Source organism: Methylobacterium sp. Ger2507 (genome assembly GCF_055231875.1).
This window is the reverse complement of sequence record NZ_JBUYVC010000002.1, coordinates 20,724-46,368: the sequence shown is the minus strand read 5'-3', so window position 1 is coordinate 46,368 and position 25,645 is coordinate 20,724. Positions and strand designations below refer to the sequence as shown.

23 protein-coding genes and 2 pseudogenes are annotated in these 25,645 nt (G+C 60.7%); 14 read left to right on the top strand and 11 right to left on the bottom strand.

What is annotated here, in order from left to right; translation table 11 throughout:
• Nucleotides 1–177: 177 nt before the first annotated feature.
• Nucleotides 178–1,206 carry an IS110 family RNA-guided transposase gene (locus ACV7NL_RS23810; protein WP_463357247.1) on the bottom strand — a complete coding sequence of 343 codons (1,029 nt, stop codon included), beginning with the start codon at nt 1,204–1,206 and terminating at the stop codon, nt 178–180.
• Nucleotides 1,207–1,285: 79 nt separating this feature from the next.
• Here ACV7NL_RS23810 and ACV7NL_RS23805 point away from each other — a divergent pair.
• Nucleotides 1,286–1,717 (top strand): annotated as a pseudogene (locus ACV7NL_RS23805) (IS5 family transposase); the annotation flags it as partial.
• A gap of 84 nt (nt 1,718–1,801) precedes the next feature.
• Nucleotides 1,802–1,939 carry a hypothetical protein gene (locus ACV7NL_RS23800; RefSeq protein ID WP_463357246.1) on the top strand — a complete coding sequence of 46 codons (138 nt, stop codon included), beginning with the start codon at nt 1,802–1,804 and terminating at the stop codon, nt 1,937–1,939.
• Here the strand turns inward: ACV7NL_RS23800 and ACV7NL_RS23795 are convergent.
• Nucleotides 1,936–2,118 (bottom strand): hypothetical protein, encoded by a 183-nt coding sequence (locus tag ACV7NL_RS23795; protein WP_463357245.1) that lies wholly within the window; start codon nt 2,116–2,118, stop codon nt 1,936–1,938. The two genes, ACV7NL_RS23800 and ACV7NL_RS23795, sit on opposite strands and share 4 nt — an antisense overlap.
• A gap of 267 nt (nt 2,119–2,385) precedes the next feature.
• Here ACV7NL_RS23795 and ACV7NL_RS23790 point away from each other — a divergent pair, with 267 nt between their 5' ends.
• The 3 genes from ACV7NL_RS23790 to ACV7NL_RS23780 all read left to right on the top strand — a co-directional run bounded on the left by ACV7NL_RS23790 (nt 2,386) and on the right by ACV7NL_RS23780 (nt 6,276).
• Nucleotides 2,386–2,940 (top strand): hypothetical protein, encoded by a 555-nt coding sequence (locus tag ACV7NL_RS23790; RefSeq protein ID WP_463357244.1) that lies wholly within the window; start codon nt 2,386–2,388, stop codon nt 2,938–2,940.
• 647 nt (nt 2,941–3,587) lie between these two features.
• Nucleotides 3,588–5,324, top strand: a complete 1,737-nt coding sequence (locus ACV7NL_RS23785) for a putative bifunctional diguanylate cyclase/phosphodiesterase (protein WP_463357243.1) — start codon at nt 3,588–3,590, stop codon at nt 5,322–5,324.
• Between the two features lie 28 nt (nt 5,325–5,352).
• Nucleotides 5,353–6,276, top strand: a complete 924-nt coding sequence (locus ACV7NL_RS23780; RefSeq protein ID WP_463357242.1) for a BLUF domain-containing protein — start codon at nt 5,353–5,355, stop codon at nt 6,274–6,276.
• 392 nt (nt 6,277–6,668) lie between these two features.
• Here ACV7NL_RS23780 and ACV7NL_RS23775 read toward each other — a convergent pair whose 3' ends face one another.
• From ACV7NL_RS23775 to ACV7NL_RS23765, 3 genes are all read right to left on the bottom strand, one after another.
• On the bottom strand, nt 6,669–7,121 hold the full coding sequence (locus ACV7NL_RS23775) for a BLUF domain-containing protein (RefSeq protein ID WP_463357241.1): 453 nt from the start codon (nt 7,119–7,121) through the stop codon (nt 6,669–6,671).
• Nucleotides 7,122–7,471: 350 nt separating this feature from the next.
• Entirely contained in the window at nt 7,472–7,762 is a 291-nt protein-coding gene (locus tag ACV7NL_RS23770) for a GGDEF domain-containing protein (RefSeq protein WP_463357240.1), read from the bottom strand.
• On the bottom strand, nt 7,698–8,195 hold the full coding sequence (locus ACV7NL_RS23765; RefSeq protein ID WP_463357239.1) for a GGDEF domain-containing protein: 498 nt from the start codon (nt 8,193–8,195) through the stop codon (nt 7,698–7,700). The genes ACV7NL_RS23770 and ACV7NL_RS23765 overlap by 65 nt, the downstream gene beginning before the upstream one ends.
• A 1,294-nt stretch (nt 8,196–9,489) precedes the next feature.
• Between ACV7NL_RS23765 and ACV7NL_RS23760 the strand changes: the two genes are divergently transcribed.
• Nucleotides 9,490–9,777 carry a hypothetical protein gene (locus ACV7NL_RS23760; protein WP_463357238.1) on the top strand — a complete coding sequence of 96 codons (288 nt, stop codon included), beginning with the start codon at nt 9,490–9,492 and terminating at the stop codon, nt 9,775–9,777.
• A 204-nt stretch (nt 9,778–9,981) separates the two neighbouring features.
• On the opposite strand, the gene ACV7NL_RS23755 is transcribed toward ACV7NL_RS23760, so the two are convergent.
• The gene (locus tag ACV7NL_RS23755; RefSeq protein WP_463357237.1) at nt 9,982–10,278 is read right to left on the bottom strand and encodes a hypothetical protein; all 297 of its coding nucleotides are present in this window, start codon (nt 10,276–10,278) and stop codon (nt 9,982–9,984) included.
• Between the two features lie 251 nt (nt 10,279–10,529).
• Here ACV7NL_RS23755 and ACV7NL_RS23750 point away from each other — a divergent pair, with 251 nt between their 5' ends.
• Nucleotides 10,530–11,231, top strand: coding sequence for an HD-GYP domain-containing protein (locus ACV7NL_RS23750; protein WP_463357236.1), 702 nt, complete (start codon nt 10,530–10,532; stop codon nt 11,229–11,231).
• Nucleotides 11,232–11,298: 67 nt separating this feature from the next.
• Here ACV7NL_RS23750 and ACV7NL_RS23745 read toward each other — a convergent pair.
• Nucleotides 11,299–11,760 (bottom strand): annotated as a pseudogene (locus ACV7NL_RS23745) (IS6 family transposase); the annotation flags it as partial.
• A gap of 84 nt (nt 11,761–11,844) precedes the next feature.
• Between ACV7NL_RS23745 and ACV7NL_RS23740 the strand changes: the two are divergent.
• Entirely contained in the window at nt 11,845–12,207 is a 363-nt protein-coding gene (locus ACV7NL_RS23740) for an NAD(P)H-dependent oxidoreductase (RefSeq protein WP_463357235.1), read from the top strand.
• A 95-nt stretch (nt 12,208–12,302) separates the two neighbouring features.
• Here the strand turns inward: ACV7NL_RS23740 and ACV7NL_RS23735 are convergent, their stop codons facing one another.
• Entirely contained in the window at nt 12,303–13,274 is a 972-nt protein-coding gene (locus ACV7NL_RS23735) for an alpha/beta fold hydrolase (RefSeq protein WP_463357234.1), read from the bottom strand.
• A 1,363-nt stretch (nt 13,275–14,637) separates the two neighbouring features.
• Between ACV7NL_RS23735 and ACV7NL_RS23730 the strand changes: the two genes are divergently transcribed.
• Nucleotides 14,638–16,923, top strand: a complete 2,286-nt coding sequence (locus tag ACV7NL_RS23730) for an FdhF/YdeP family oxidoreductase (protein WP_463357233.1) — start codon at nt 14,638–14,640, stop codon at nt 16,921–16,923.
• A gap of 278 nt (nt 16,924–17,201) precedes the next feature.
• Here ACV7NL_RS23730 and ACV7NL_RS23725 read toward each other — a convergent pair whose 3' ends face one another.
• Entirely contained in the window at nt 17,202–19,163 is a 1,962-nt protein-coding gene (locus ACV7NL_RS23725) for a response regulator (protein WP_463357232.1), read from the bottom strand.
• Nucleotides 19,164–19,682: 519 nt separating this feature from the next.
• Between ACV7NL_RS23725 and ACV7NL_RS23720 the strand changes: the two genes are divergently transcribed.
• Nucleotides 19,683–20,606, top strand: coding sequence for an HD-GYP domain-containing protein (locus ACV7NL_RS23720; protein ID WP_463357231.1), 924 nt, complete (start codon nt 19,683–19,685; stop codon nt 20,604–20,606).
• 304 nt (nt 20,607–20,910) lie between these two features.
• A complete protein-coding gene (locus ACV7NL_RS23715; protein ID WP_463357230.1) occupies nt 20,911–21,378 on the top strand; it encodes a Ros/MucR family transcriptional regulator in 468 nt (155 codons plus the stop codon).
• Between the two features lie 100 nt (nt 21,379–21,478).
• On the opposite strand, the gene ACV7NL_RS23710 is transcribed toward ACV7NL_RS23715, so the two are convergent.
• The gene (locus ACV7NL_RS23710) at nt 21,479–21,829 is read right to left on the bottom strand and encodes an HU family DNA-binding protein (protein ID WP_463357229.1); all 351 of its coding nucleotides are present in this window, start codon (nt 21,827–21,829) and stop codon (nt 21,479–21,481) included.
• Between the two features lie 279 nt (nt 21,830–22,108).
• On the opposite strand from ACV7NL_RS23710, the gene ACV7NL_RS23705 reads away from it, so the two are divergent.
• From ACV7NL_RS23705 to ACV7NL_RS23695, 3 genes are all read left to right on the top strand, one after another.
• A complete protein-coding gene (locus ACV7NL_RS23705; protein WP_463357228.1) occupies nt 22,109–22,300 on the top strand; it encodes a hypothetical protein in 192 nt (63 codons plus the stop codon).
• 267 nt (nt 22,301–22,567) lie between these two features.
• Complete coding sequence (locus ACV7NL_RS23700; RefSeq protein ID WP_463357227.1) at nt 22,568–22,816, top strand: hypothetical protein; 249 nt, start codon at nt 22,568–22,570, stop codon at nt 22,814–22,816.
• A 622-nt stretch (nt 22,817–23,438) separates the two neighbouring features.
• Nucleotides 23,439–23,936, top strand: a complete 498-nt coding sequence (locus ACV7NL_RS23695) for an HD domain-containing protein (protein WP_463357226.1) — start codon at nt 23,439–23,441, stop codon at nt 23,934–23,936.
• 1,152 nt (nt 23,937–25,088) lie between these two features.
• Here the strand turns inward: ACV7NL_RS23695 and ACV7NL_RS23690 are convergent.
• Nucleotides 25,089–25,271 (bottom strand): hypothetical protein, encoded by a 183-nt coding sequence (locus ACV7NL_RS23690; RefSeq protein ID WP_056187350.1) that lies wholly within the window; start codon nt 25,269–25,271, stop codon nt 25,089–25,091.
• Between the last annotated feature and the right edge of the window lie 374 nt (nt 25,272–25,645).

Genomic DNA, 25,645 nt, shown 5'->3' with positions numbered 1-25,645 from the left:
CGGCGATGCCGTTGGCCAAGATGGAGATCCGCGCGTCCTGGTCCTCATAAAGGGGTCGGCGTCGAGCGCCATTTTCCGCCGGAGGCTTCCAGAACACCGATCGACTGTCAGGCCATCTTCCTCTCGCCGCTCGCAGACATGGTGAGGCCGACGAAGGCTTCGCCGACCAAGCTCGGTTCAGGCAGCCACCGCCGCCGGCTCATAGACGCGTTCGTGGCGCAGCAGCGCCCAGACGGTCCGGGCCATCTTGGCTGCCAGCGCGACGACGGCGGTGTTGGCGTGCGCCCGCGCCAGCAGGCCCCGTAGCCACTGGCCGATCAGCGTATCGCTCTTGCGCAAAGTCGGCATCGCGGCCCGTGCGCCCTGGATCAGCATCTTGCGCAGGTACTTGCTGCCGCGTTTGGTGATCCCGAGGAGGCGTGGTCGTCCGCCCGTTGTGACCTGACGCGGCACGAGGCCGAGCCAGGCCGCCAGATCACGTCCGCGGGCGAAGGTCGCCACATCACCGATCGCCGCGACCAGCGCCGTCGCGTTGAGTGCACCGATGCCCGGGATGGTGGTGAGCCGGCGGGCGCTTTCGTCGGTCCGGGCCTGTTCGGCGAACTCTGCGTCGAGGGCTGCGATGCGTCCGTCAAGGGACTGCCAGCGTTCACGCACGTCCGCCACGAGGATGCGCATCCGTGGCGTGAGGTCAGAGACCGCCTCGGTATCGAGCAGATTTTCCAATCTGGCGGCGAGCTTGGCGCGTCCCTGCGGGACGATGTGACCGCGCTCCAGAAGAACGGCTCGGATTTGGTTCATCAGGGCCGTGCGTTCGCCCACGAGCTGGTCGCGCACCCGGTGCAGGGTCTGCATGTCGAGCTGTGCCTCCGACTTCAGCGCGACGAACCGCATGGTCGGACGCGTCGCAGCCTCCGCGATCGCCTCAGCGTCGCGGTCGTCATTCTTCTGGGCTTTGACGTAGGGCCGCACATATTCCGGCGACATCAACCGGATGGTGTGACCTTGAGCGGCGAGCGCCCGGCCCATGTGATGGGCGCCACAGCACGCCTCCATGGCGATGATGCAAGCTGGAAGCGTTGCGCCAAAGGTCATCACCGTCTCGCGCCGCATCCGGCGTCGCAAGACGACCCGACCGGTCGCATCCTGCCCGACAAGGCTGCAGCTGTTCTTGCCCAGATCGATCCCGAGTATCGCAATGGCCATCGGTCCGCTCCATCACTGGTGTGAGCCACACTGCAAACCTAGCAGTGAAGCCCGGTGAGGGGCGGGCCATCCATAAAGGGGGGCTCGTACGCAAGGCATCGGCCCGTCGCGTGGCGGCCAGACGACCAAGATCCACGCCCTCACCGATGTCCTCGGCCGCCCAGGCGTCCTTCTGCTGACGCCTGGCAACGCCAGCGACGTCGCCACCGCCCCAGCCGTACTCGCCGAGGCTCCCGGTCGGGTCCGTCGCTTGGCCGCCGACAAGGGCTACGACGCCGACTGGCTCCGGGCCGACCTGCGGGAAAAAGGCATCACGCCGATCATCCCCGGCAAGCGCGGCCGCAAGCGGAAGATCCGCCACGACAAGCGCCGCTACTGCGAGCGCTGGCGGATTGAAGCAACCTTCAATCGCCTGAAAGACTTCCGTCGCATCGCCACCCGCTACGACAAGCTGGCCCGAAACTACGCCTCGGCCGTCGCACTCGCTGCCGTCATCGCCTTCTGGTGCTGATCGAGTCCAGACCCTAGGACCTTGGGTTGATCCTTGCTCGCTCGGATAACGCGGTCACCATCCTTCGTACGCGGAGAGGATGGCGTGGCGATCCTCAAATCCGCTCTGATCGTGCCGGTACTTCTGGTGATCTACATCGCTTTACTGGAGCTCACGAGCATCATGCGCGCGGTGCGCAAAATCGACATCCTGTCCCGCACCATCGGCGACACCCTATCCTAGCGCACGATGCCAACCGCGGCCGAGGTGAACGACATGTTCCAGGTGGCGCCCATCGTGCTGAGCCCCTTCGACAGCACGGTGTCCGGATGACGGTGAGCGCGGTCGGCGTCTTCGGCGACCGCGAGACCGGTCCGCTCCTTGTCTGCTTCAGCGTGGCCGCGATGGGATCGACGGCCCATGCTGTGGGTGCTCCGGCGCCCATCGCCGATGCGACAGGCTGCAGCCGTGGGGCGCATGCCTCTTGCTGGTAGAGATCAGCGCCCATTACAGGCCCGTGGCCGGCTCGGCCTTCTTCAAGGATGGCGGGGCGGGTTTCACGATGACCCGCAAGACCCTGTGGCCGGTGCGATACGGACGGCGCTACGCCAGCATGAGCCCCGAGGCATCAGGGAACTCCCGGCTTCCAATGCCGTGTAACTGGCCTAACCGCTGGCTGCGAGCTCGTCGTGCAAGCCAGGAAGCGGATCGAGCAAGGTCGCGCGCCGATCCAGATAGCCGCCGAACTGGTCCCACCGTTCGAGCAAACTGCGGTCGCGGATGTTTTCCGAAAACTGATCGCGCAGGGCGGGGCACACGCGCGCATCGCCTCGGGCTTCAATCTTCGACTGATCCAGATCGGACAGCCGGCGTTGCGTTTCAAGCCTCATTCAGAAGCTAGACACCCGACTCCGACGAACACCGATCGCTTTGTAGGAGGCGTCTGCGGCTTGCGGCCTCGTCTCAACGGCTTGTTCAGCCTTCGGGGCAACTTTGCCGAATTGCTCGATATGGACGCCAACGAAGTTGCCTTTGCGCCACGCGAGGGAGACGCGGCAGACGATGTCCTTCCCGACTATCTTCAGCATGAAGACATTTGGGAGAGGGCAAGAAGCAGGTACGCCGATCCTTGCGCCAGTCTTCGAAACATCTTTCACATTACAGGGTATCTCGACGCCATCCAACGTGCGGATGATGGCAATCCAGTTGGTGTCGGCGCGCGGCGCTCGCGCAATGACGTCTGAGCTATCATCAAACATGTAAGGCCACCGCGCAGATATCCGAGCGCGAGTATCCCGCGATGCTGCTAACGACTTGACCAATAATCAGAAACGCAATCCCTATCCACGTATCACAATTTCGTGAGCAAATTTGCGTCGTCCTGTCCCTCTGGATCGTTTTGAATGACCTCCGCTGGAGGACCGGGGCATAACTGTGGCGTGTGCAAACCGACGACCAGCACTTGCCCATACACCCTTGAAGTCGAGTCGAACCCAAGACGCGCGGAGACCGGGCATTGGTCCGTCCGTCGGCATAGCAGCCTGGATCTAAGGGGGCATTGTGTGTTGCTGCTCCGTAGAACGTCGGCGAAATTGCAGAGATTGCGTGCCATCTTCATGGTATCTGCACTCTGAGCTTCGCAACTCGCGTCTCGTGCACAGCCCAACACGCCTTCTCAAACCTAGGCTGTCGTTCAAATCCCACAGGAAGGAATGCGGTGATCTGCATCAGTCCGAAGCATCTGGGCGGCCGGCGTTCTCAAGTTTTGCGATTTGATAGTTTCTCCAAGGTTTTCGGACCTTCATCCTTAGGATAATTTTAGGTGTTGTCAGGCAAAGCCGTTGTCAGCTTGGACGGAATGCTTTCGGCCAAGAAAGCGGATTGCTGCGATATGGCTGCCTCCTTCAGCGCCGTCCCTGACATTGCCCTACGTTTCAACACAGCGATCGATTTTGAAGGCGCGCGTGCACCATCCTCGTTCGCGGTGCTGCTGCCCTACCTGAACGCCATGAGGTACGGCCTGCTGCTGATCGATGAGCACGGGCGCGTCCTGCTTGCCTCCGGCCAGACCCTGCACATCCTGGGTGGTTCAGAGACCTCGATCTTGGAAGGAGTCTCCCTTCGGCAGATCCTGCGCATGGTGCGGCGCCGGGCCGGAGACACATGGGGTAAGGTGCGGGGGCAAATGCCGCGCTCTTTCTCCCAGCAGACCTCCTACACCTTCGAGGTTTCGCTTCAGGAGCAACTCCTGGAGGTGCATCTCCACCCGATCGAAGGCAATCGCTGGGCTGTAGCGCTGGAGGACGTCACCGCACGCCGCGCCGCCGAGGTCCAGGCCGACGAGATGGCCCGGCATGATCCGCTCACCGGGCTACCGAACCGCCTTCTTTTGCGCGAGCGCCTGAAGGACGCGGTCGGTCGGCTGCAGCGCACCGGAGAAGCGTGTGCCATCCTGCTGATCGATCTCGATCGGTTCAAGCCCGTCAACGACACGCTGGGTCACCCGATGGGAGATGCCCTGCTGAAGAAGGTCGCCGATCGCCTGCGCTCGACCGTGCGCCCGACCGACACGGTCGCGCGGATCGGCGGGGACGAGTTCGTTATCCTTCAGACCGGGATCCGCGAGGCTGCCGACACTCAGGCCCTGGCTCGCCGGCTCGTGGACCTGATCGGACGGACCTACATGGTCGATGGGCACCTGCTCACCATCGGCGCCAGTGTAGGCGTCGCGTTGGCGCCGAACGACGGCACCGAGGCTGACGCGCTGTTGAAGAACGCCGATCTGGCCCTCTACCGCGCCAAGCTCGATGGTCGGGCCACCTACCGCTTCTTCGAGCCCGAGATGGATGCGCGCATGCAGGCGCGCCGCCGCCTCGAACTCGACATGCGCCAGGCGCTCGCCCGACGTGAGTTCCAGCTGCACTACCAGCCCCAGCTCCAGTTGGAGGGCAATCGCCTGGTAGGCTGCGAGGCGCTGATCCGCTGGCACCATCCCGAGCGTGGCATGGTCTCGCCTCTCGACTTCATTCCCCTTGCCGAGGAGATCGGCCTCATCGTGCCGATCGGCGAGTGGGTCATGCGTCAGGCCTGCCGTGATGCGGTCAACTGGCCCGCTCCGCTCTCGGTCGCGGTCAACGTCTCGCCGGCCCAGTTCAAGAGCGAGCGCCTCGTCGAGATGGTGATGTCCGCGCTCTCATCCTCGGGGCTTCCCGCCACCCGGCTCGAGGTGGAGATCACCGAGGGTGTCCTTCTCCAGGAGAACGAGAAAACGCTGCAGACCCTGCACCGCCTGAGGGAACTCGGCGTGCGCGTCTCAATGGACGACTTTGGCACTGGCTACTCGTCGCTGAGCTACCTGCGCAGCTTTCCCTTCGACAAGATCAAGATCGACCGATCCTTCGTCAACGACCTCTCGGGCAAGCGCGACGGCGAGGCGATCATTCGGGCCATCGCCGGGTTGGGCAAGAGCCTCGGCATGACGACCGTGGCGGAGGGCGTCGAGACGGCCGACCAGATGGAGCGCATTCGCGCGGAGGGCTGCACCGACGTGCAGGGCTACCTCATCAGCAAGCCCGTCTCCGCCTCTGAGGTGCTGAAGTTCCTCTCAGCCGATCGCACCGCCTACTGATTCAATCTCCCGTTCCCGGAGCCTCGTCGTGAGTGACCTCTACCGCCTCGTTTATGCCAGCAAGAACCTCCTGCACGGATCGGACGCCGAGATCGCGCAGGCCGTATCGCAGATCCTCGATGCCTCTCAGCGCAACAACGCCCGGGTCGATGTGACGGGCGCGTTGATGTTCAATGCAGGTGCGTTCGCGCAGGTGCTGGAAGGGCCCCAGCAGGGAGTGGAGAGCACGTTCGAGCGGATCCAGTGCGATCCCCGCCACGGTGACGTAACCGTCCTGCAGTGTGGCCCGGCCGAGAGCCGCAGCTTTGCAAACTGGTCGATGGCGTTCGTTGGGCAGTCCGATGCGGGTCGTACGCGTTGGGAGGGCATCGCCACCACGAGCGGGTTCGACCTGTCGCGGCTCGATGGCGACGCCGTGTTCGCGATGCTGCACGGGCTCGTGCTGGACGAGGAAGGCCTACCGCCCGTGGTGAGCCCCCCCCAGGAGCCGCACAAAACAGCTGACAAGCCAGCCCCTGCGCTTGATGTGGAACAGGTTCGGGCGGAGCTGCCACAACCAGGCCGAGTCCTACAAACCCCGCGTGACGCGGCTCCGATACCGGCCGCCGAACTGCCTACAGCCCGGCCTACAACGAAGGATACGTCTACCCAGACTGCGAAGGCCGATACGGCAATAGCCATCCTGCGCGCAGCCCTGGTACAGGAGCGCCAGCTCACAACCGAGTTGCGCAACGAACTCGACGAGGTTCGTATCTCCCTCGCCGTTCAAGCAGAGCAGTTCGACGTCTTGCGACAGGAGCGGGATCTCTGGGCCCAGCGTACTGAGTTACTGGCGACCGTCATCAGCCAGGAGGCACACGCGGTGATGGATAATATCCTTGCGAAGGAGATAGAAGCCTCCTCGACACAGCGTCAAAACTCCTCAAGCACCTCGATCCGGATCGTCGCCTGACCTACGATGGGGCAACACGTCACGTGGCTGAAGCCCCATGAGGCTTCAGGAGCTTCGGCCGACGTCCTGAACAGGCATCAGGAGAGCGGCATGGGTCTGGTCCAAGGTAAGGCCAGGAAGCCCATCGGAAGGGATAGGACCAGGTAGAAGTACCTGCTGCGGCAACGCATTTGGCCTGTTTTGCACCGTTGCCTTTTGGGCTCGGCGGGTTGGATGCAGTCTGACCAGGAGAGCCACGACCGCGCAGGCTGCGCCAGCTCCGATGCTTCCCCAGCTTGGGCTTGGCGCAGCCGCCACGACGACAAAGCCGCCGAGCGCGAAGCTGGCGGCAACAGGATCAAAGTCCATAAGCGGTGTAGGCAAGCACGGGGTCAGCTAACGTTTGCTGCAATTCAGCTAGCCAGGCGCTGACCCTGGCGCCGGTCAATCTCGAAAGCCTGCAGGTCGAGAGCCAGCCGGATGATCTGGTCGGACTTGAGACGGGAAGGCTCCAACGGACTGCCGAACCCGTGTTGGAGATACACCTCCTGCACCTCTGGCGTGCGCATGGCACCACCCATGGTCCAGTTCGGAAACAGCCGCGCCTGCACATCGCGCACGTTCATGATCGTCGCTGTCGAGTGGCGCGTGTCCTTGGCAATGCGATTGTAGGTTCCCGTCACCTGGGCGCGCTCGCCCTCCAGGATCTGTACGAACCAAGTCTTGTCGAAGATCAGAAAGCCCGTGATACTATCACGACTGTTGTTGCGCTGAGATGCGGAGAGGATCTCGCGCATGTTGGTCAGCATGGCTCGGCTGTCACCAATCACCGTATTGCGACTGTAGTAGACGAGCTGATGAATCATCGCAGGTTTCACTTCTACCATTAAGTCGGACGCGAGCAGGCCTTTTGTTCGCAAAGCCCGACAAGCTGGCAACCCACTGATGGTCAGAGCAGTTTCCAATTATAATTTTGTGTTTGGAAGTTGCGTTAAGCAAACCCTAATCTGCACGAATGGCTGTTTTGTTAACGTCTTACAACGAGGGGTTTTTCCGAGACCTTATGCCTTCGATCCGTATCGTGGGATCTGGCACCATCCCAAGCTAAGTGTATAAATCAGGTTCTAATAGCTCCCGGCGCCGTCTCATTCACTTCAACCATAGGTGAACCGGCCGATACTAATGGTAGGCTCAATCAGTCCTGGAATGAGGCAGTCTAGACGGAAGCGACGACGATGCGGTTACGGCCGGCGTTCTTGGCGCGGTAGAGTGCCTGATCGGCTTCGACATACAGTGTTTGGAATGACTGGTTCAGGGTGCGAGTTGCAACCCCGGCCGAGATCGTAATGGATACGACCGTGGAACCAACATGGACCGGCGTCCGCGCTACCGTTCCCCGGAAGGCATCGAGCTGCCGAATCAGGCCCTCTTCATCGCAGCCGTTAGAGAGTAAAGCAAACTCTTCCCCCCCCAAGACGACCGATCCGACCGATCGCGCCCAGCTCACGTTGCATGATGTTGGCGACGGCACAAATCAAGTGATCGCCCACTAGATGTCCGTGCCGGTCGTTGACCGATTTGAAATGATCGATATCGACGATCATGAGTGCCATCAGCGTCGAATGGTCCTCTACGCCGTCGAGCAAAGCGCGACGGTTCAGTAATCCAGTCAGCGGGTCGGTTTGGCTCGCCCGAAAGAGCGCAAGATGCGCTTTGCCGATGGCACGCGTGACCGGTGCAGCAACGAGGATCACGACGAGGACGGTGATCACCCATGAACGGATGGCTGTGGGCCAATCCTGGAAGAAGACGATTTGTTGAACGACATCGAGTGCGAGTGCGATGCTGATGCAGAAGGCGGTCGTACGGATGGTATATAACCGAAGATCACGCTCCGTCGCGATGCGGATCTTTCGGAGTGGATTGAGGGGGGAGGGCATAGCAGAAGAAACCATGAGATTAGTACATGTGGCTTCATCTAACTGATCTGATTGAAGCAAAACCAAATATCTAGTGTAAATTATAAATTAATCTCCCTCGAGAGGGGTTGCTCAGATTGTCGTAGGGCTTTCTCGTAGAATTTATCTGTAGCCGCGCTACGCGGCGCTAGGATTGTCGCACCAGTCTAGATTTCTTAAAACGCTAGGGCTGGCGCTCGGCTGTATGATTTGCGCGCACCGTTGTGGTGGATGATGAAGCTCGCACAAGAGCTTGTCGGCGTGACGACGACAACGGTGACGCAACGAGTCGTTTGTGGCGCTGTCGTGGAGACGATGGTACGGTCAGGCGGCAGCTCCATCGCCGTTGTGCGCGACTTCGCCCTCCGCATGGCCGAGAACATAGGACCTGGGATCGGCGATGGCGTTCGGACCCTCCTTGCGGAAGCGCCGGCCGGTATGGGGGTGGTCCAATGAACACGCCCGAGCCGATATTTTTCTACGAGCCGGACGGATGGATTGATTATGCCGGGACGAGGTACGCGGCGACCCGGGGTACCAAGGCGCGGAAAGCAGTTCCTGGCGATCGAAGCGGGCGCCGCGCGGAATGCAACGAAGGCGTCCGAGGGCATGTAAAGCCTAGCCGTCGCGCTCTACCTCCCAAGGAACTGGCGGGCGAGATCCATTGAGCCCTCATAAGCGCTTTCAGTCAGCACGCTTTCCCTCGTTCTCTGGGTCACGCGGCGCATAGAGGGGTCGCCCCTCCACCCGGTTCGCCCTCATGCGATTACGCAGCTCGACCGCGCGTCGAGCAATCTCTTCGGCATCACATGAGCGACAGGGGCCTCCGCGATTTGCGGCACGGCAGTTCATCGGGTTCTTGCAGGATCGGCGAGTCATAGCCCTGAAGCATAGTAGATCCTCTCTAGGGCAGCCAAGCTCCAGTGATTGGAACCTCCTATGCTGACCTGATCAAGACACGTCAGCTGCTAAGTCCCCTTCACTGACCTCCTGTCCATTCTGGCGCATCTGGTCTCGGACACGAGCGAGGTAGTTTTGCCGCTCCATCAGGTCGGCATATTGGAAGCCCTGTCGTGATGGAGCGTCCGCAGGTACGTTCCATACGCGCCCCTGGTTTTCCCGTTCGAACAGCGCTTTGGCTTTGGCAGGAAGTTCTAGTTCTGACTTTCGGATCAATTTGTACAACTAGCTTTCAAGGCAATCTTGGAATATATATGCGGATCAATCTGTCTTTGAGGCGCGTTGGAAGCTGACAGGTTTTTAAGGAGATACTCCTATGCGCACAACGACACTCGCTCTCGCCATCTCGCTTGCCCTTGCCTTGACGGGATCTGCCTTTGCCCAGACGCCCGCCGGTGGCGGAAGCGCGGAGGGCAACATGAACAACCCAGGCAGCGTGAAGAGCAACAGCGAAAAGGGCATGGAGAGCGCACCTGGTCAGAGTGGCAAGATGCAGGGTTCCCCCAACGCTGCCGGCTTCAAGCGTGATGATGCGACTGGTTCAGCCGGAACCGCTGTCCCGATGGGGAATGCGCCGGCTGGTACGGTCGCGCCTGCGCGCTAGGCAAGATAGCCACGAGTGAAGAGAAGGCCGGGCTTTGAGCCGGCCTTTTTGGGGCCTGTCGCAAGCTATGCCCTAAACTGCAGCGGAGGCTAGATCTACCTCGTTTCCAGGGTTTGTTAATCGCCTGAAGTTCGAAACAGACGCCGAGCAATTGGTTCTGCTCGCGCACGGCCTACGCGCGACAAAGCCGAAGCCCTTGCGCAGCTATAGCATGGCCTCAATGCCGCCCGAGATCGCATTCAAATTAGCGAGAAGCACGTTCGGACGCACGTAAATTTGTCCGTTCACCCAGAAACCAGGGTGTTTGTTTAAGTGCTTGATTACGAGCCTGCTTCCAAGATCCAACGGCTCTTGCCGCTCAGCAGATACCGTCTCGTGAACGCCATCCTCCTCCTCACCGATCTTCCTCGCAGAAGCCAGAGGCTGGCCTCGCACCTTCGAACCCTCGGCGAGCTTCTGATGATCGACGTGCTGGATCCCGATCAGGCGGCGCAAGCCCATGATCTGTCCATGTAAGAGCGATCGTCAGCGACGTCCTCCTCTCCCATTCTTCACAAGTTGCAGCCCTGCGCACGTACCTGGAACGGCTGAAGCCAAGGCTTCCGTCCTTCGTCTGCCTGCTTCACGAGGACTCACCGCGCAGCCGTGCACAGGCGGACGCCTTGGGCGCGACCCGGACGCTTTGAGCCGAGGATGCCGCCAGAGGCCTCGTCGCTCTCCTGGGGGAGATGACCCGGACGCTTCCGCCTACAATGGGCACCGCGAGCGCCATCTCTGAAGCCGATCGGGCCTTGACCCGGATCTTCGAGCTCGGCCGGTCCGGATCTCCTCTCGAGGCGTCCGTGATCGCGCAAGGCACAGAGCTCGTTGTCGATGCCGTCAGTCGGGCCGATATTCGCGCTTGGCTCGACGTCGTCTGGCGCTTCGACGACATGACCCATCAGCATTGTCTCCTAGTGGCCGGGCTTGCGGCCGGATTTGCGCGTCAGCTGAGCCTGCGAACGCTCGATTGCCGGCAACTAACACAGGCGGCCCTGCTGCACGATCTGGGCAAATCTCGCATCCCCCTGACCATTCTCAACAAGCCCGACAAGCTCGATGCGCACGAAATGGCGGTGATGCGGACGCATTCCGAACTCGGCCATCGCATGTTGCGCGACCAGGGCTATCCCGATGCGATGCTGGCGGTGGTCCGCTCCCACCATGAAGCCCTGGATGGGTCCGGCTATCCCGATGGACTGCAATCAGATCGCATCCCGGATCTCGTACGCCTGATCACGGTCTGCGACGTGTTCGCTGCGCTGATCGAGCGGCGCCCCTACCGGCGGCCCCTCGGCGGGGAAGAAGCCTACGAAATGCTGAGAGGGATGGACGGCAAGGTCGATCCTGACTTCGTCCGTGCTTTCCAACCCTTAGCTGAAGCGGCGGGTGATGCGATGATAGCGGCAGCCTAGAGCAATTTCCGCGGGCCCGTCGCAAAACGTGGTATAGGCCGCACGAAAGGCGAGAACCGCCTCGGTTTCAGACTTCGTTAACTTTTTGAAGTCCGAAGCAGACACCGAGCAGCCGGTTCTGTTCGCGCACGGTCCACGCGCTGGCAAAGCCGAAGCCCTTGCGCAGCCACAGCATGGCTTCGAAGCCACAGATCATCCGACGCGCTGTGTTGAGCGAGCGGAAGCCGCCGATCCGGGCCATGTTCTTCTTGACCCGGAACTGGTCGCTCTCGATCCCTTGCTGCAGATGCTTGGTCACGTTGTGGATCGGCGTGTGGGGGAGTAAGCCCGCCTTGCGGCTCTCGACGATGGCTGGCGGGTAGGTTCCGGCGCCGTCCGTACCGATCCGATCAGGGGCGAGAAGCGGCTGACCCGCCAGCATTTTGCGGAAGAACCGCTTGGCGGCGTCGAGGTCGCGCCGCGCGGTCAGGAGGAAGTCAACGGGGTTCCCGTGCTTGTCGATGGCGCAGTAGAGATAGCGCCACTCACCAAGGCGCTCTATGAGGCACCCACTCATGAGGACGCGGAATGGGCAGACGCGATCCTTTTTGGAACGCCGTGCTATTTCGGAGCCATGGCCACTGAGCTGAAGGCTTTCCTCGATCAACTTGGTCCGCAGTGGAAGCGCGGTGCGCTGGCAGGGAAAGTTGGTGGTGCTTTTGCAGTTGCTTCCTGGCCCCATGGCGGGTCTGAGGTGGTTACGCTCTCACTTTATGCACCGATGGCGCACCTCGGCATGGTCATCCTGCCAATGGGCTATACTGACGAGGCAATGTTAGAGGCAGGCTCCCCTTATGGAGCCTCATCCATTGTCGGCGTTGAGAACCGTGACCCACGATCCGAGGATCTTGACGCAATACGGCACCAAAGTCGTCGCACGGTGGCGATCGCTCGTGCTCTAGTGTCAGCTGACGAGATGCCGAATCGCCAAGAATGATGTGCTTGTAGCTTCGGTGCTCGGGTACGGTCCGCACCGAAACGCTCTCAAGGGCGGTGTAATGCGCTGTGCTTAATTCTCCCTGCCCATTTCGTTCAAACTCGCCTGTCGCGCCCCATCTCAAAGGCGCGATCAATGGCCTGGATGACCTGCTTCGGCGCAAGGTGGTGGATCATATGCCCCATGCTCGGAATGACGATGAACTCACTCTGCGGCAAGGCATGGTGCAGTCGCTCCGACTGACGCCCAACATCTGCAATCTGATCGTCGGCCCCCGCGATGATGACGACGGGCAGCTTCAGTTCACGGTAGTGCTCCTGCAATTCGACCGTCACAGGCGTCATCAGCGCCGCGTCCTCCGCTGAGGCGCGCAGTTGAAGGGGCCGCAGCATCATCTCTTTGGGGAACTCGCGATCGAACCGATCTGGCACGGGAGCGGGGGCGAACATCCCCTTGATCATGCCTGGCATCAGAGCCCGACCAACGAGAGGCGATACGGTGTAGCGCAGAACGTCTCCGATGCCGGGGATTGCTGGAGGTGAAGCCAGGATCACGTCAGCGCGGAGTGTCGGATAGTAGTAGCCCGAAGCCAAGACGAGGCTTCGCACGAGGCCTGGAGCCTGCAGCGCCAAGGAGACAGCGACGAGGCTGCCCCAGGAGTGTCCCAGGACGACAGCTTTCGAGACGCCGAGCCTCTCCAGCGCCTTCTCGTACAGAGTCGCATGAGCCCGCGGGGTCCAGAGACCGCGGGGCCGGCTGCTGTAGCCATAACCCGGCCGGTCGAAGATGATCACGCGGTAGCGCTTGGCGAGTTCGTCGACGATGCCACTGACCAGAAAGTCCTGGATCATGGTGCCGTTGCCATGGATCAACACCAGCGGCTGTCCGTGACCTCGGACGATGTAGTGCATGCGCACACCATCCACGGTCATGAAGTCGCCAATGGGCGGCGTACGCCGCTCGGCTTCGCGAGCCTTCGAGACCGCATAGAGCGCAGATGCGCCGAGAGCAGCAGCAGACCCGATGAGAGCGGGCATCAGCCAAGGCATGGTCGAGCGGCGCGTCATGATGCGATCCTGCGTGATGGATGAGGCTCCCCGATTCAGGAGACGACGTCGAGGGATGGAGGCGAGCGTCCTCAAGGGCGTGAGGCAGCTTCAAGGAGCTTTGGTGACATCGCTGCGAGAGCCAGGAGCGGTCCAGGCATTACGACACCGGCCCGACGCATGGTCTGAGCAGCAGCTCGACAGCCTTGGATGTCGTTGGCACCCGCTGCGCTCTCGATCTGCTGCACGTTCTCAGCAGATGGCTTTGGGGCCGCGGGTGCAGCTGGCGCTGCTGCAGGTGCAGCCGTCGGAGGTCCTGATGCCGTTGCCGTAGATCCGGTCGGAGCAGCCTTGTTCTGCGCGTCACCCTGCGGACCGGCGGCACCAGGTCCGGAGGCGGTGATCTGCCCGCTCTGACCCGAAGTGTTCTGCGGCGTGCCCGGCGCTGAAGGCTTCGCCGACGTATCGTCGCTCTTCTTGGCCGTCACGGCTGTTGCAAGCTGTGGCGGAACCTCTGCCGCCTTCGTCGTGGCCTCGGGCTGTTTGATGAAGGCGACGAGTTCCTGGCAGAGGTTCGAAGGCTTACCGCCTCCCGCAATGCTGTTGGGCGGAGACTGCACTGGGGCGCTCTGGGCGAGTACAAAGGCTGGTGTCAGAGCCAGCGTGGCGATCATCATCGCCCTTAGTGCCTGCATGTCGATGTCCTTGGGTCAGTCGGGGACAGCGCAAACGCGTTCGCACGTGCTGATCACAAGAAACTGATCGCAGAGTGATTAGTTGCGGTGGAACCGAGAAAGGTTCATCCATCAACAAAAGACACTCGTCGAATTTTCTATTATTACGACTATTCGGTATCTTTCAATACAGTATCAACTTTGTTCCAACGATTTGCATTATAGTATCGAAGATTATCGGCAGACAAGCCGATGAAGATGGTAATCGGCAAGTTATTTCGCCGAGGATGCCCTGGATTACCGCTTTGACCAATTTCTTGGTTATCCTAGATATCTAATTTACCTTCGATCCTCAGGGACTAAGATAGATCAGACTTCCTATATTTGTGAGAACACTCAATTTATTACATAGGTGCTGATGTTGTATATTTGAAGAAATAGCGCGTCCCCATGGTCGCACGCGCTTGAACTATGTGGTTTCACAACCGTTATGCTTGTCTCTGACATGGCGTGATACCGGCGGATCGGTTCACTCCATTTCAACGCTATTCTTCGCTTGGTCTCCGACCCTTATTGGCTTGGTGGGCCTAGACGAACTGGACCTGCACCTTATGAACTGAACGTCGCCCGACATTCATGACAGATCGGTAGACGACAACTTCAATTGCTTTCCACTCGATCCACTCCGACATTCAAGGTAGATCCCCAGCATGGCCGAACGCGTCACGATCAAGCGTTACGAAGGTCCGGCCGGCGGTTGGGGATCAGCAAGGTCGCTGACCGAGATCCTGCTACGCGAACAAATCCCGTTGTCCGGCGCCTCGATGCTGATGCATCAAAACAAGCCCGACGGCTTCATGTGTGTGAGTTGCGCCTGGGCAAAACCCGGAAAACCGGCTTTATTCGAATATTGCGAGAACGGTGCCAAGGCTACGGCCTGGGAGATTACGCGCAAGCGTGTGACTAAAGACTTTTTTTCTAAGCACACTGTGACCGAACTTCTGGAATGGCGTGACTACGACCTGGAGGAAGAGGGGCGGCTCACGGAGCCGATGCGTTGGGACAAGGTGACTGATAAGTACGTCCCCGTCTCCTGGGCCGAGGCGTTTGCCGAGATTGGGACCGAACTGAAGGCGTGTGAGCCGAGATCGACGGTCTTCTACGCCTCGGGCCGCGCCTCATTAGAAGCCTCATACATGTACGGTCTGCTTGCGCGCCTGTACGGCAACAACAATCTGCCAGACAGTTCCAACATGTGTCACGAATCGACTTCGGTGGCGCTGCCTGAAAGCATTGGTTCGACGGTAGGAACCGTGCTGCTTGAAGATTTCGAACATACCGACTGTATCCTGTTCTTCGGCCAGAACCCGGGCTCGAACGCCCCGCGAATGCTGCACCCGCTCCAGGATGCAAGTAAGCGTGGTGTACCGATCATCACCTTCAATCCATTCCGAGAGCGCGGGTTGGAGAGTTTCACCAATCCCCAGGCTCCCCTGGAGATGCTGACCCGCTCCGAAACGCGGATTTCGTCACAATACCTCCAGGTAAAGGCTGGCGGCGATCTGGGGGCGATCTACGGGCTCTGCAAGGCGCTCCTCGAGGCAGACGACGTTGCCCGGAACAGCGGCGGTGCGCGGCTCATCGACATTGCTTTCATCGCCGAGCACACTCACGGCTTCGAAGCATTCGCTACCTCGGTGCGCTCTAAGGGATGGGATGAACTGGAGCGCTATTCCGGCCTGTCTCGAGCGGCGCTGGAGAAGGCGGCCCTGACCTACGGCCGGGCCAAGGCAACGATGGGCATTTACGGGATGGGCCTGACCCAGCACCGTATGGGCGTCGAGACTGTGCAGGCGCTGATCAACCTTCTACTCCTGCGCGGTAATATCGGACGCCTCGGCGCCGGGATCTGCCCGGTTCGCGGACACTCGAACGTGCAGGGGCAACGCACCGTTGGCATCACCGAGAAGCCCGAACTCGTGCCCAACGACAAGCTCAAGGCGCTTTATGGTTTCGAACCCCCGATGGAGACGGGGATGAACACAGTGGAGGCCTGCGAGGGTATCATCGACGGTTCGGTGCGGGCATTTGTGGCGCTCGGCGGAAACTTCATCCGTGCGGTCCCAGAGACCGTTATGATGGAGGAGGCCTGGAAGCGGCTTCGCCTCAGTGTCCAGATCTCGACCAAACTCAACCGCAACCACCTAATCCACGGCGAGATTTCCTACATCCTGCCCTGCCTCGGTCGCATCGAGATTGACCAACAGGCGGATGGGCCACAATCCGTTGCAATTGAAGACTCGACCGCCTGCATCCACGGCTCGAAGGGCTATGCCGAGCCAGCCAGTCCGCACCTGATGTCCGAGCCGCGCATCATCGCCGGAATTGCCAAAGCCACGCTGCCTGGAAATCCGTCGATCGACTGGGACCGTTGGGGCAGTGACTACGCCAGCGTGCGCGACGCCATTGAGGCAACCTATCCGGACGAGTTTAAAGACTTCAACGCCCGGATGTGGACACCCGGCGGCTTTCGCCGCCCGATCCCAGCAGCGAACCGCGTCTGGAAGACCGATACAGGCAGAGCAAATTTTGTCACGCCACGTGGGCTCTCTGCCGACCCGGATACGGAGCAGGACGATCCGGAGGTGATGCGTCTCATTACAATGCGGTCAAACGACCAATTTAACACGACCATCTACGGTTACGACGATCGCTTCCGCGGTGTGAAGGGCACACGCATGGTGCTGTTCATGAATCGTGCCGACATCACCCGCCTCGGCTTCCACGACACCCAGACCGTCGATCTAATCGGAGCCACCAGCGACGGCATCAAGCGCGAGGTGACGGGCTTTCGCGTGCTTGCCTACGACATCCCGCTTGGCTGCCTTGGCGGCTACTATCCAGAATGCAACCCACTGATCCCCCTCTGGCATCATGCCGAACGCAGCAAAGTTCCGGCCGCGAAGTCAGTGCCCGTGAAGGTGCGTGCGGGATAGGAACCGCTCACCTGAGTCCGTCTCCCGCACGCGACGCTTCGAGCCACGGCCAGATTGGCGTCAACTCTTGACGACCAAAACGCGCAGCTCGAAGGTCCGAGTTGGCCCGCAAGCACCTGGTTCGTCTCACGAACGGGTGGGCTACCGGCCTGATCCGTTCGTGGAGCGGACGGTCAGGTCCCGACCCAACTTAGCTTTCGTGGCTTTCAGACCCAATGCCCGAGAACGGCTATATTAAGAAACTGAATGCGCATGCTGGCGAGCCGTCTTCGCCCTCCTCAAGCTGTGAGATCTCTCAGCCTTTCGGCGAGGCTCGCTGAGGCGAGGTCGCCGCGATTGAGGATCTGGCTCGCACCTCGAAGTTTGCTTCGGTCCTCCGCCGAGAACTCTCGACCCGTCAGTACGAGCACCGGTATGTTCGAGCAGCCAGGAACGGCTCGAACGGCTTCCAAGAAGCCGAAGCCGTCCAGAATGGGCATGTTCAGGTCCACGATCACGACATCCGGTTTGGCGTCGGCGACCTGCTGTAGTCCTTCCTGGCCGTTCGAAGCTTCCACGACAGACCAGCCATCCTCCTCCAGGGTGGAGCGCATCGCCATGCGGGTCACGGCCTCGTCCTCGACCAAGAGCACAGTGCCGCGCCGGTCCGGCTCCGCCAGCCTGAATTGGTTCACGATCTTGCCGAACCGCGACCAGTCAACCGGCTTCAGCATGTAGTCAGAGGCGCCGAGGGACGCTGCTAGCTTGCGCTGGTCGACGGACGTCACCATCACGACCGGGATCGGCGCCAGTACCTCGTCCGTCTTGATCTGGCTCAGCACCGACCATCCGTCCACGCCCGGCATCATCACGTCCAACAGGATGGCCCGCGGTCTCAGCTTCCGCGCGAGGTCGAGCCCGCTCCTGCCGTTCGTGGCTGTCTGGACCCGAAAGCCCTCGCGATGCAGGAACCGCGTGGTGAGCGCGAGTTGGTCTGTATCATCGTCAATGACCAGGATGACATCACCTCCGACTTCGCCGTCGGCGATGACGTCCGGATCGGGCGAGGCTAGCTCGTCAACGGGTGGAACGAAGGTCGCCGGCACGGTGAACGTGAAGGTGCTACCCTGACCAGGGACGCTGGACACCGTGATGGTCCCCGCGAGCATGTCCGCGAAGGCTCGTGTGAGCGAAAGGCCGAGCCCAGTCCCGCCGAAGTTGCGGGTCGTGGAGGCATCAGCCTGCTCAAAACGTTGGAATAGACGGGACACCTGCTCAGCCGTCATCCCGATCCCGGAATCCGAGACTGAGAACGAAAGCTGGTCGACACCCGAGACCTCCGTCATGCGGGTGGCGGTAAGGGTTATGATCCCGCTTTCCGTGAACTTGGCTGCGTTGCTTAGGAAATTAAACAGCACCTGCCGGGTCTTGGTCAGATCGGAATGCATTCGGCCCAACCCGGGCGCGAACTGCATCTTCAAGGTGTTGCCCTTTTTACCAATCAGCGTAGCAACCGAACTCGCAACGTCGCGCAGTATGTCCTCCGCAGCGAAATCTTCGGCGTAAACGTCCATCTTTCCGCTCTCGACCTTGGAAAGGTCCAGTACGTCGTTGATGAGCCCGAGCAGGTGACGAGCGTTGCGCTCGACCTTGCCGATATCTGCCACGAGGTCCGACGCCATGCAGCCGTCCGTGATCTCCTCGCCCATCATCTCGCTGTAGCCGATGATCGCGGAAAGCGGGGTGCGGAGTTCATGGCTCATGTTGGCCAGGAAGTCGCTCTTTGCCGTGTTGGCCTGCTCAGCCGCTTCCTTGGCAGCCTCCGCTGCGGCGTTGGCGCTGGTCAACGCCGCCTCTCTGTCGACGAGAATATGGTTCGCGGCGTTGAGCTGCTCCAGGGTGGCCTCGTTCTGTACAACGGATCGACGCAAGGTGTGGCAGATCCACACCATGGTCGCGCCGACCATTACGTACTGGCACAGCAAGGCAACGTCGACGCCGCCGAGCATTCCGTCCCGCGTGTAGAACCATGCGGCGATCAAGGTGGACAACGACAGCGCCAGGGTCCCGGCCCCCCAGCCGAAAGCCAGGGTGACGACTAAGAGGACCGGAATGTACAGCAGGAACGGTGCGACGTGGGCCGGGGCCAAGAGCCGAACGAACGTCATAGCGCCGACGAGGAGTAGCGTGACACCGTAATCAGTGACTGGCGAATGAGGTCGGCGGGCAACTGCCCCGATCAGTTTGTGCAAGCTGGTCATGGGGAAGTGAGTGTCACGGCCGGGATGCTTTGGAAAGCGACCGGTTCTCGTCACTGCCCTGCCTAAAATGAGACATTGATCCTGGCAGCCGTGATGCCGGCTATTCGAATGTGTTTCGTGCCCGCAGTACGAAACGGTCAGACTGTCATGGCCGCGACACTGAACAGCACCTGACCACAGGATATGCATCTTCAGACTGAACCGAGGTCGCGGGTTAGCTCATTGCCTAGATAACCGGGGAGGGCCGAAATCACTGACCGAAACTTCATCATTCGGTGGGACGACCGCTGTCAGCGTCTCTTTCGGAGCGAGACACACAGCGTGCTATTTTCACCTTCCGTACAGCCTCAGCAACTCGGTCGTGAGCCGCACTCCGCAGCCCTTCTGCTCCTCACAGACTCGCCGGCTCGGAGCAAAGGTCTGGCTCGCGCCCTCAGCACGTTAGCCCCCTGCATTGTCCGTGACCTTCTCGATCCAGAGCCATGCAGCGATGCGGCCAATCCTACAACGCTTAAAGCCGTGCTCAGCGACGCGTCGCTCCTCCAATCGGCAACGATCGCGGCGCTTCGCTGTGAGCTGCAGCCCCTGAAGGCGATAGGTCTGCCTTTCCTGTGCCTTTTGCGTGAGGAGACGTCGCGGGCGACCATTCAAGCCACCGCCCTTGGAGCGACCCACATCCTGCCTGCTGCTGCCATCACCAGCGATCTGCTGAAAGTAGTCTCTCAGGCCACAGGCGCTGCCGCAGCGGACTCTAGCACCGTTCCGCCGAACATCATTGCGGCTGATGCAGTGCTCTCGCGCATCTTCGATGCTGGGCGCGACGGCGCTCGAATCAATCCAGGCTTGGTCGCTAGGGGAACGCAGTTCGTCGAGGCAGCCGTTCGCGACACTGGCATCCGCGACTGGCTCAAAGTGGTCTGGCAATTCGATGACGCCACGCACCAGCACTGCCTCCTCGTGGCGGGCTTGGCTGCAGGTTTTGCTCAGTCTCTTGGTTTGCGTGAGGCTGACTGTCAGCGTCTGACCCAGGCCGCGGTTCTGCACGATGTCGGCAAGGCAAAGATCCCTGCCTCCATCCTCAACAAGCCGGGTGCGCTGACGCCCGAGGAACGCGAAATCATGCAGAAGCATCCCGTCTACGGATACGAGATGCTAGAGAGCAACGGCTTTTCCGAGGAGATGCTTGCGGTGGTGCGCTGGCACCATGAGGCCCTGGACGGCTCGGGCTATCCGGATCAACTGGCGGGCTCAGAGATCCCTGACCTAGTGCGTTTGGTAAGTGTTTGTGACGTGTATGGCGCCCTGATTGAGCGCCGGCCTTACAAGGCTCCGATGAGCGCCGAGCGCGCCTACGCCATTCTCGAAAGCTTAATCGGCAAGCTCGATGGCGACTTGGTCCGAGCCTTCAGCTCTTTTGCCTCGCAGGAATTGCCTGACCCCTAACAAATGTGAAGCCGCTGGTCGGGGTGGTCCTTGTCGGCTCTGTGATGCCGCAACGATTGCACAACGCGCTGCGATGCTATGAGAGCGGATCGCAGCAAATCGTGCGGAGGGACGACCAGTCTACGCAGAGCGCTTCAGTGTAGACCAAGACGTAGGCGAGGGTACCCAGAGAGATAGCCCCTCTTACCCGCGCTGGTCCTGTAGGAGCTGAGTTCGGCATGCTTTTTGAGTGACCAACGCGCCTTGATAAGCATTCCAGGATGTACGATGGCCCTTCATGGGGCCACCAAAACCGAATAGTAGCATGTCACAGAACACAGAAAACCAGACCACCAACTTCGTCGAACTCGCTGGCGATATCGTCTCTGCGTATGTGTCGAACAACTCCGTTCGGCCTGCCGATCTGTCGGATTTGATCCGCCAGGTTCACACCGCGCTTCAGGCACTTGCGGCAGGAGGCGCCACATCATCATCGGAAGCTGAGATCGAGAAGCCCACGGCTGCGCAGATCCGCAAGTCGTTGATGCCGGATGGCATCGTCAGCTTCCTGGATGGCAGGACCTACAAGACCCTGAAGCGCCACCTGACTGGCCATGGCCTTGATCCGCACAGCTACCGTCAGCGCTACGGCCTTCCGTCAGACTATCCGATGGTCGCCCCGTCCTACGCGGCGCAGCGCTCTGCCCTGGCGAAGTCCATTGGTCTTGGTAGGATTGTCGATCGTAGCGAGGACGAGCAGCCAAAAGCCAAGGGTCGTAAGAAGGCCGCGTAAGCCCAATCATCTGCGTCGCGGCTCAACTGGGTCGCGATGCCAGATCAGGCTTCCGTCAAATTGCGTCAGACTGCGACTGTAGCTTGGGACAGCATAGGATCTAGGATCGCGTTAGGAGGCTCGTAGACGCCTTTCGTCTGGTCCTAGTAGTCCCGCTAGGGTCCGCTGGCGTTGAAACGTTTAGGCGAGCCTGCATCGTATTCCCCGTCTTGATGGCCAACACTCGCTTGTCAGTCACGGAGACCGCTGCGCCCGTCTTCGGATTGCGGCCCATGCGAGCCCCACGAGGCTTCACGGTAAACGCCTCAAATCCACGAAGCTCCACGCGGTCGCCGGCCACCAGGGCGTCCAAGATCCGGCCCAAGATCGTGTTCACGATCGCCTCGATCTCCCTCTCGTAGAGGTGTGGGTTCTGCTCCGCGATGCGGAGGATCAGTTCGGATTTGATCATGGCCGGGCAGAAACCCGAGCTAGCTCATCAAGGCAAGCTCATCTGGGTCGCATTCCCGATTTGGTGCCGGGCCATGGTTGCGTGCTTGAGAACCGGCTAACCAACCTCGGCCATCCTGCTTGTGAGCCACTGTGATGCGTACCGGCTCAGCGTGAGATGGACGATCCTACCCCGCCGGTCTCGTGACCAGATCGGGCGGCGGGGGCAGCCAATTTCTGAAAAATTGGCAGGCTCATTCTGGTGCCTGATGCGTTGTCGGCCACCAACAAGGAGGCCCGCATGGCAGCGAACGACAAAATCACGACCTACAAGCTGAAGCAGGCTCTGGCCGCCAAGGTGGGCGACCATGTCGAGATCGCAGTCGAGGCTGAGGACGGTACCAAGTTCAAGATTACGGCGACAGCCGAGCAGCTCGATGCGCTCACGGGCGACTTAGAGACGATCCTGTCCGAGGATGATGCTACAGCGTAGCGATCAAGCGCGAACATTGATCGTTAACCATCGACCCCCACATGGGTATTATACCGATTGCGGCTCTACGGCTGGATCGGATGCGGCCACGAGGCCGGGATGAGGTGACGCCGGATGTACGCGCACCTTTTCTCAGCCTCTGTGGCCGTTGCTATGTCTAGCCGGACCAAGCCTGTGTGCGTAGCCTGAACTCTCCCCCGACATGGATCATCCGGCGAACCAGCGACGTTGGACCTCTGCCGTAGGGACCGCGGCGAGGAGCTTGCCGTGTACAATCCCTTCTTGTCGACGATGCTGTTAGCTTTCGAGGCCCAGAAGGTCATCGAGCTGCGGCTCGTGCGCCTAGCCTGGGGCGGCCGCGAGGGCCGGGACGAGATGCAGTCGATGGTGGCCGAGAAGATCGAGGCTGCCATGGAGGCGACCGGCACGCTGATGATGGGCGGCTCGCCCGAGACCGTTATTGCCCGCTACCGTGACCATGTGGCCGCTAACACGAAGCGCCTGACGGCGGCGTGAAGCTTCGCCAGTTGCGAAGACAGGGCAACAAGAAAGCCCTGAAAGGGTGTCTGCAGCCAGGATAGTCCTGGTGTCAGACTACATTCCCTTGTGCTAAAGCGCCTGCGCCGCCGTGATGAATGCCCCCAAGTTGTCGGGGCGGTGGCGGCCGAGCCCTTCAGGGGGTCTTCTCGGCCGCCTTTTCACTGCTTCCTATTGATGCCGAAGCCCCCTCTTGGCACATCGGTTGCTGGGTTAGCGCTCGCCTTCTTTCGGAAGATCGCCAAAGGGCTCGGGCAGCTGGGACTTCTGCGGAGCGTGCGTCCTCGGACAACATCATCGAACTCGTACCAGGGCACCTCAGTACTCACAGAATGGCAAGGCAACCGTTTGATCGAACCGCGCCCCTCAAGGTTCAAGCCGAAGAAATCGGTGGGGCGCCGACGCCTTGGGCATGGGCGATCTATCGAGGGGCTGACCGCTTTCTCATCCTGCGTTCCCGCTCCGAGTATCACGATCGCTCCGAAGCTTTGAGGGCAGGCGCCAAGGCCGCCGAGATGGTTGCTCGACAGCTTCGGGTCCCTGTGATGGCCGAAGAGGCTAACTGAGCGTCGCGCACGCCTGCTCGGCCGGAGTAAACCTAATGCCGCCTACAAATTCCGATGCATACCAGTTCGCAGCGCAGGCGCATGCTGGACAGATCGACAAGGCTGGAAAGCCCTACATTCGGCACGTCAACCGCGTTGCAGGAGCCACCAACGATCGGGCGATCCATGCCTTCGAGATCGACGGTCTCATGATCAACCCGGATCAGGTGCTGCAGGCAGCCTACCTACACGACGTTTTGGAAGACACGCCCACGACCGCCCACGACCTGGCGCAAGCGGGCTACGTACCGCCGGTGATCAGAATGGTGCAGCTTCTTTCCAAAACGGACGAGGAGCTATCCTATGCCGAGCGCATTGGGGCTTTGATCCAGTCGGGCAACCTCGGCGCCATCCTCATCAAGCTGTCGGACAACGAGGATAACGCGAGGACGGACCGGCAGATGCCGACTGGCATTGGTCTCACAGCCCGCTACGCCGCATCCATGCCAAGGCTTCGCGACGCTGCAATCGCGTTGGGGTACACAGGGCTGTGAAAGGCGCGGTTGCCTCACTCTGCCGAGAGATCATGGCAGACGCACCTGCTCCGCAACGACGGGCGCCGTAGGTGGATCGCGTTGAGCGACCGCATGTGCGAGATCCGACTAGCCCGGCCGGAGCAACCGTGAATGGCTGCTAAGGGCCGTCCTTTCAGGACCGAGCAGTCGGACAGATGGGGCATAAACGTCGAGGCTCATCCAACCGAACCGCAGCGCTGGCAGTGGGTGATCCATCTGAACGGCGATCATCTCTGCAGCGGTGGCTGCTTCCAATCAGTCCGTGCAGCAAAGCTCGTGGCAGCTGGTAGCTTGAGGGTGAGAAAAGCAATCTATTATGGCCAGCATGGGAAGCCAGAAAAGGAAGGTAGATGAAATCTCCATTCCGTCCCAACTCGTGCGAGGTCAAAGTCGATGGTGCATGGCGCCTTGAGAGCCTGGAAGAGGCGATCAAGCGCTATAGGCTCGCGATGAAACGCTGCCCGGAATGCCACGGCACGATAACCCTTTATTGCGGCTACGTGTCCGGAGCTCAGCCATTCCTAATGCATCACAGGTCGCATACGGGCTGCTCGCTGAAGCCGGACACCTACTCGGGGACCCCGTCGCTTCATCCGAGGGCAGTCAACTAATCGGGGGCTGTGAAGAAAAAACCCGCCGCGGCTAGAGCCGGGCGGGGGCGCTGATTGGCAGACAATTAGCAGTTGGATACGGCGACTATCTTGACCGAAGCTTAAGAACGGTCCGACACCGCACAAAAATCCCGTCTCGGATTTCTCCTGGCAGGCTTAAGGCTGCAGCTAACGACTAAGTTGGCTGAAACGCTCAGCTAGTTCCCCCACATACGACGATGCTGGAACTGGCGGCCGCTCATCCGGCGATGCGTGCGGTGAGAGGACATCTTTCGACGCATCATGCGCCGCTCCATACGCGCCTCAGTGATCATATCGGCTTGTGTTGTCAGACCTGGAATAGGCCCAACGAGCGCGGCCGAGGCTGATCCGCCATAAGCGATGGCTCCCAACGCCATGAGCGCTGCGGTGGCGATAAGCGAAGTGCGCATACGGCTTCCTCTCGTGCTGCCATCGCGCTGCAGAACTCTGCCGCCACATGGGTTAAGCACAGGAGGAACGCGCGAGACCGAAGGTCGGGCTAAGCCTTGTCTGCCTTCTCTTTTGCCAACCGTAGGGCTTTGAGGCGCACCGTCTTGTCCTCGGTGGCCTGTTGGGTTGCGTCGTAGTCAGCTTGCGCCTCGCCCCCTGCACGAGCCCTTTCCAGATGCTTGGCAGCCTTCGTTTCGCGCCGATCTCGCGCGCCGCTGTCATCACTCGTCATGGTGGCTTGGCTTCCTGGTGGCGATGGATCGGGCAGGCCCTACCGTTGACTTAACCATGCCCGCCACGCGACATGGCATGTCTGGCTGCGTTCGCCCTTCGGGATGAGTCGTGGGCCAACCACCATCATGGACTAGCGCCGCGAGAAAGACCTAAGCCCAAAACGCCAACGACCCCACCCCGGCAAGGGTAGGGCCGTCGAAATCGTGGGGCCTTTGAGGGCCGTAGCTTCCCCTCATCAGCCACAACACCGTTCAGGTGTCAATCGGGACCGCTTCCCGAGACGATGGCGCTTTGCCTTTTGAACGGGACGGCCCAGGCCGCGCCCGCTGCTTTGACGCGGCCCAAGCGGGGCTGTGAATGATGACGGTTGAG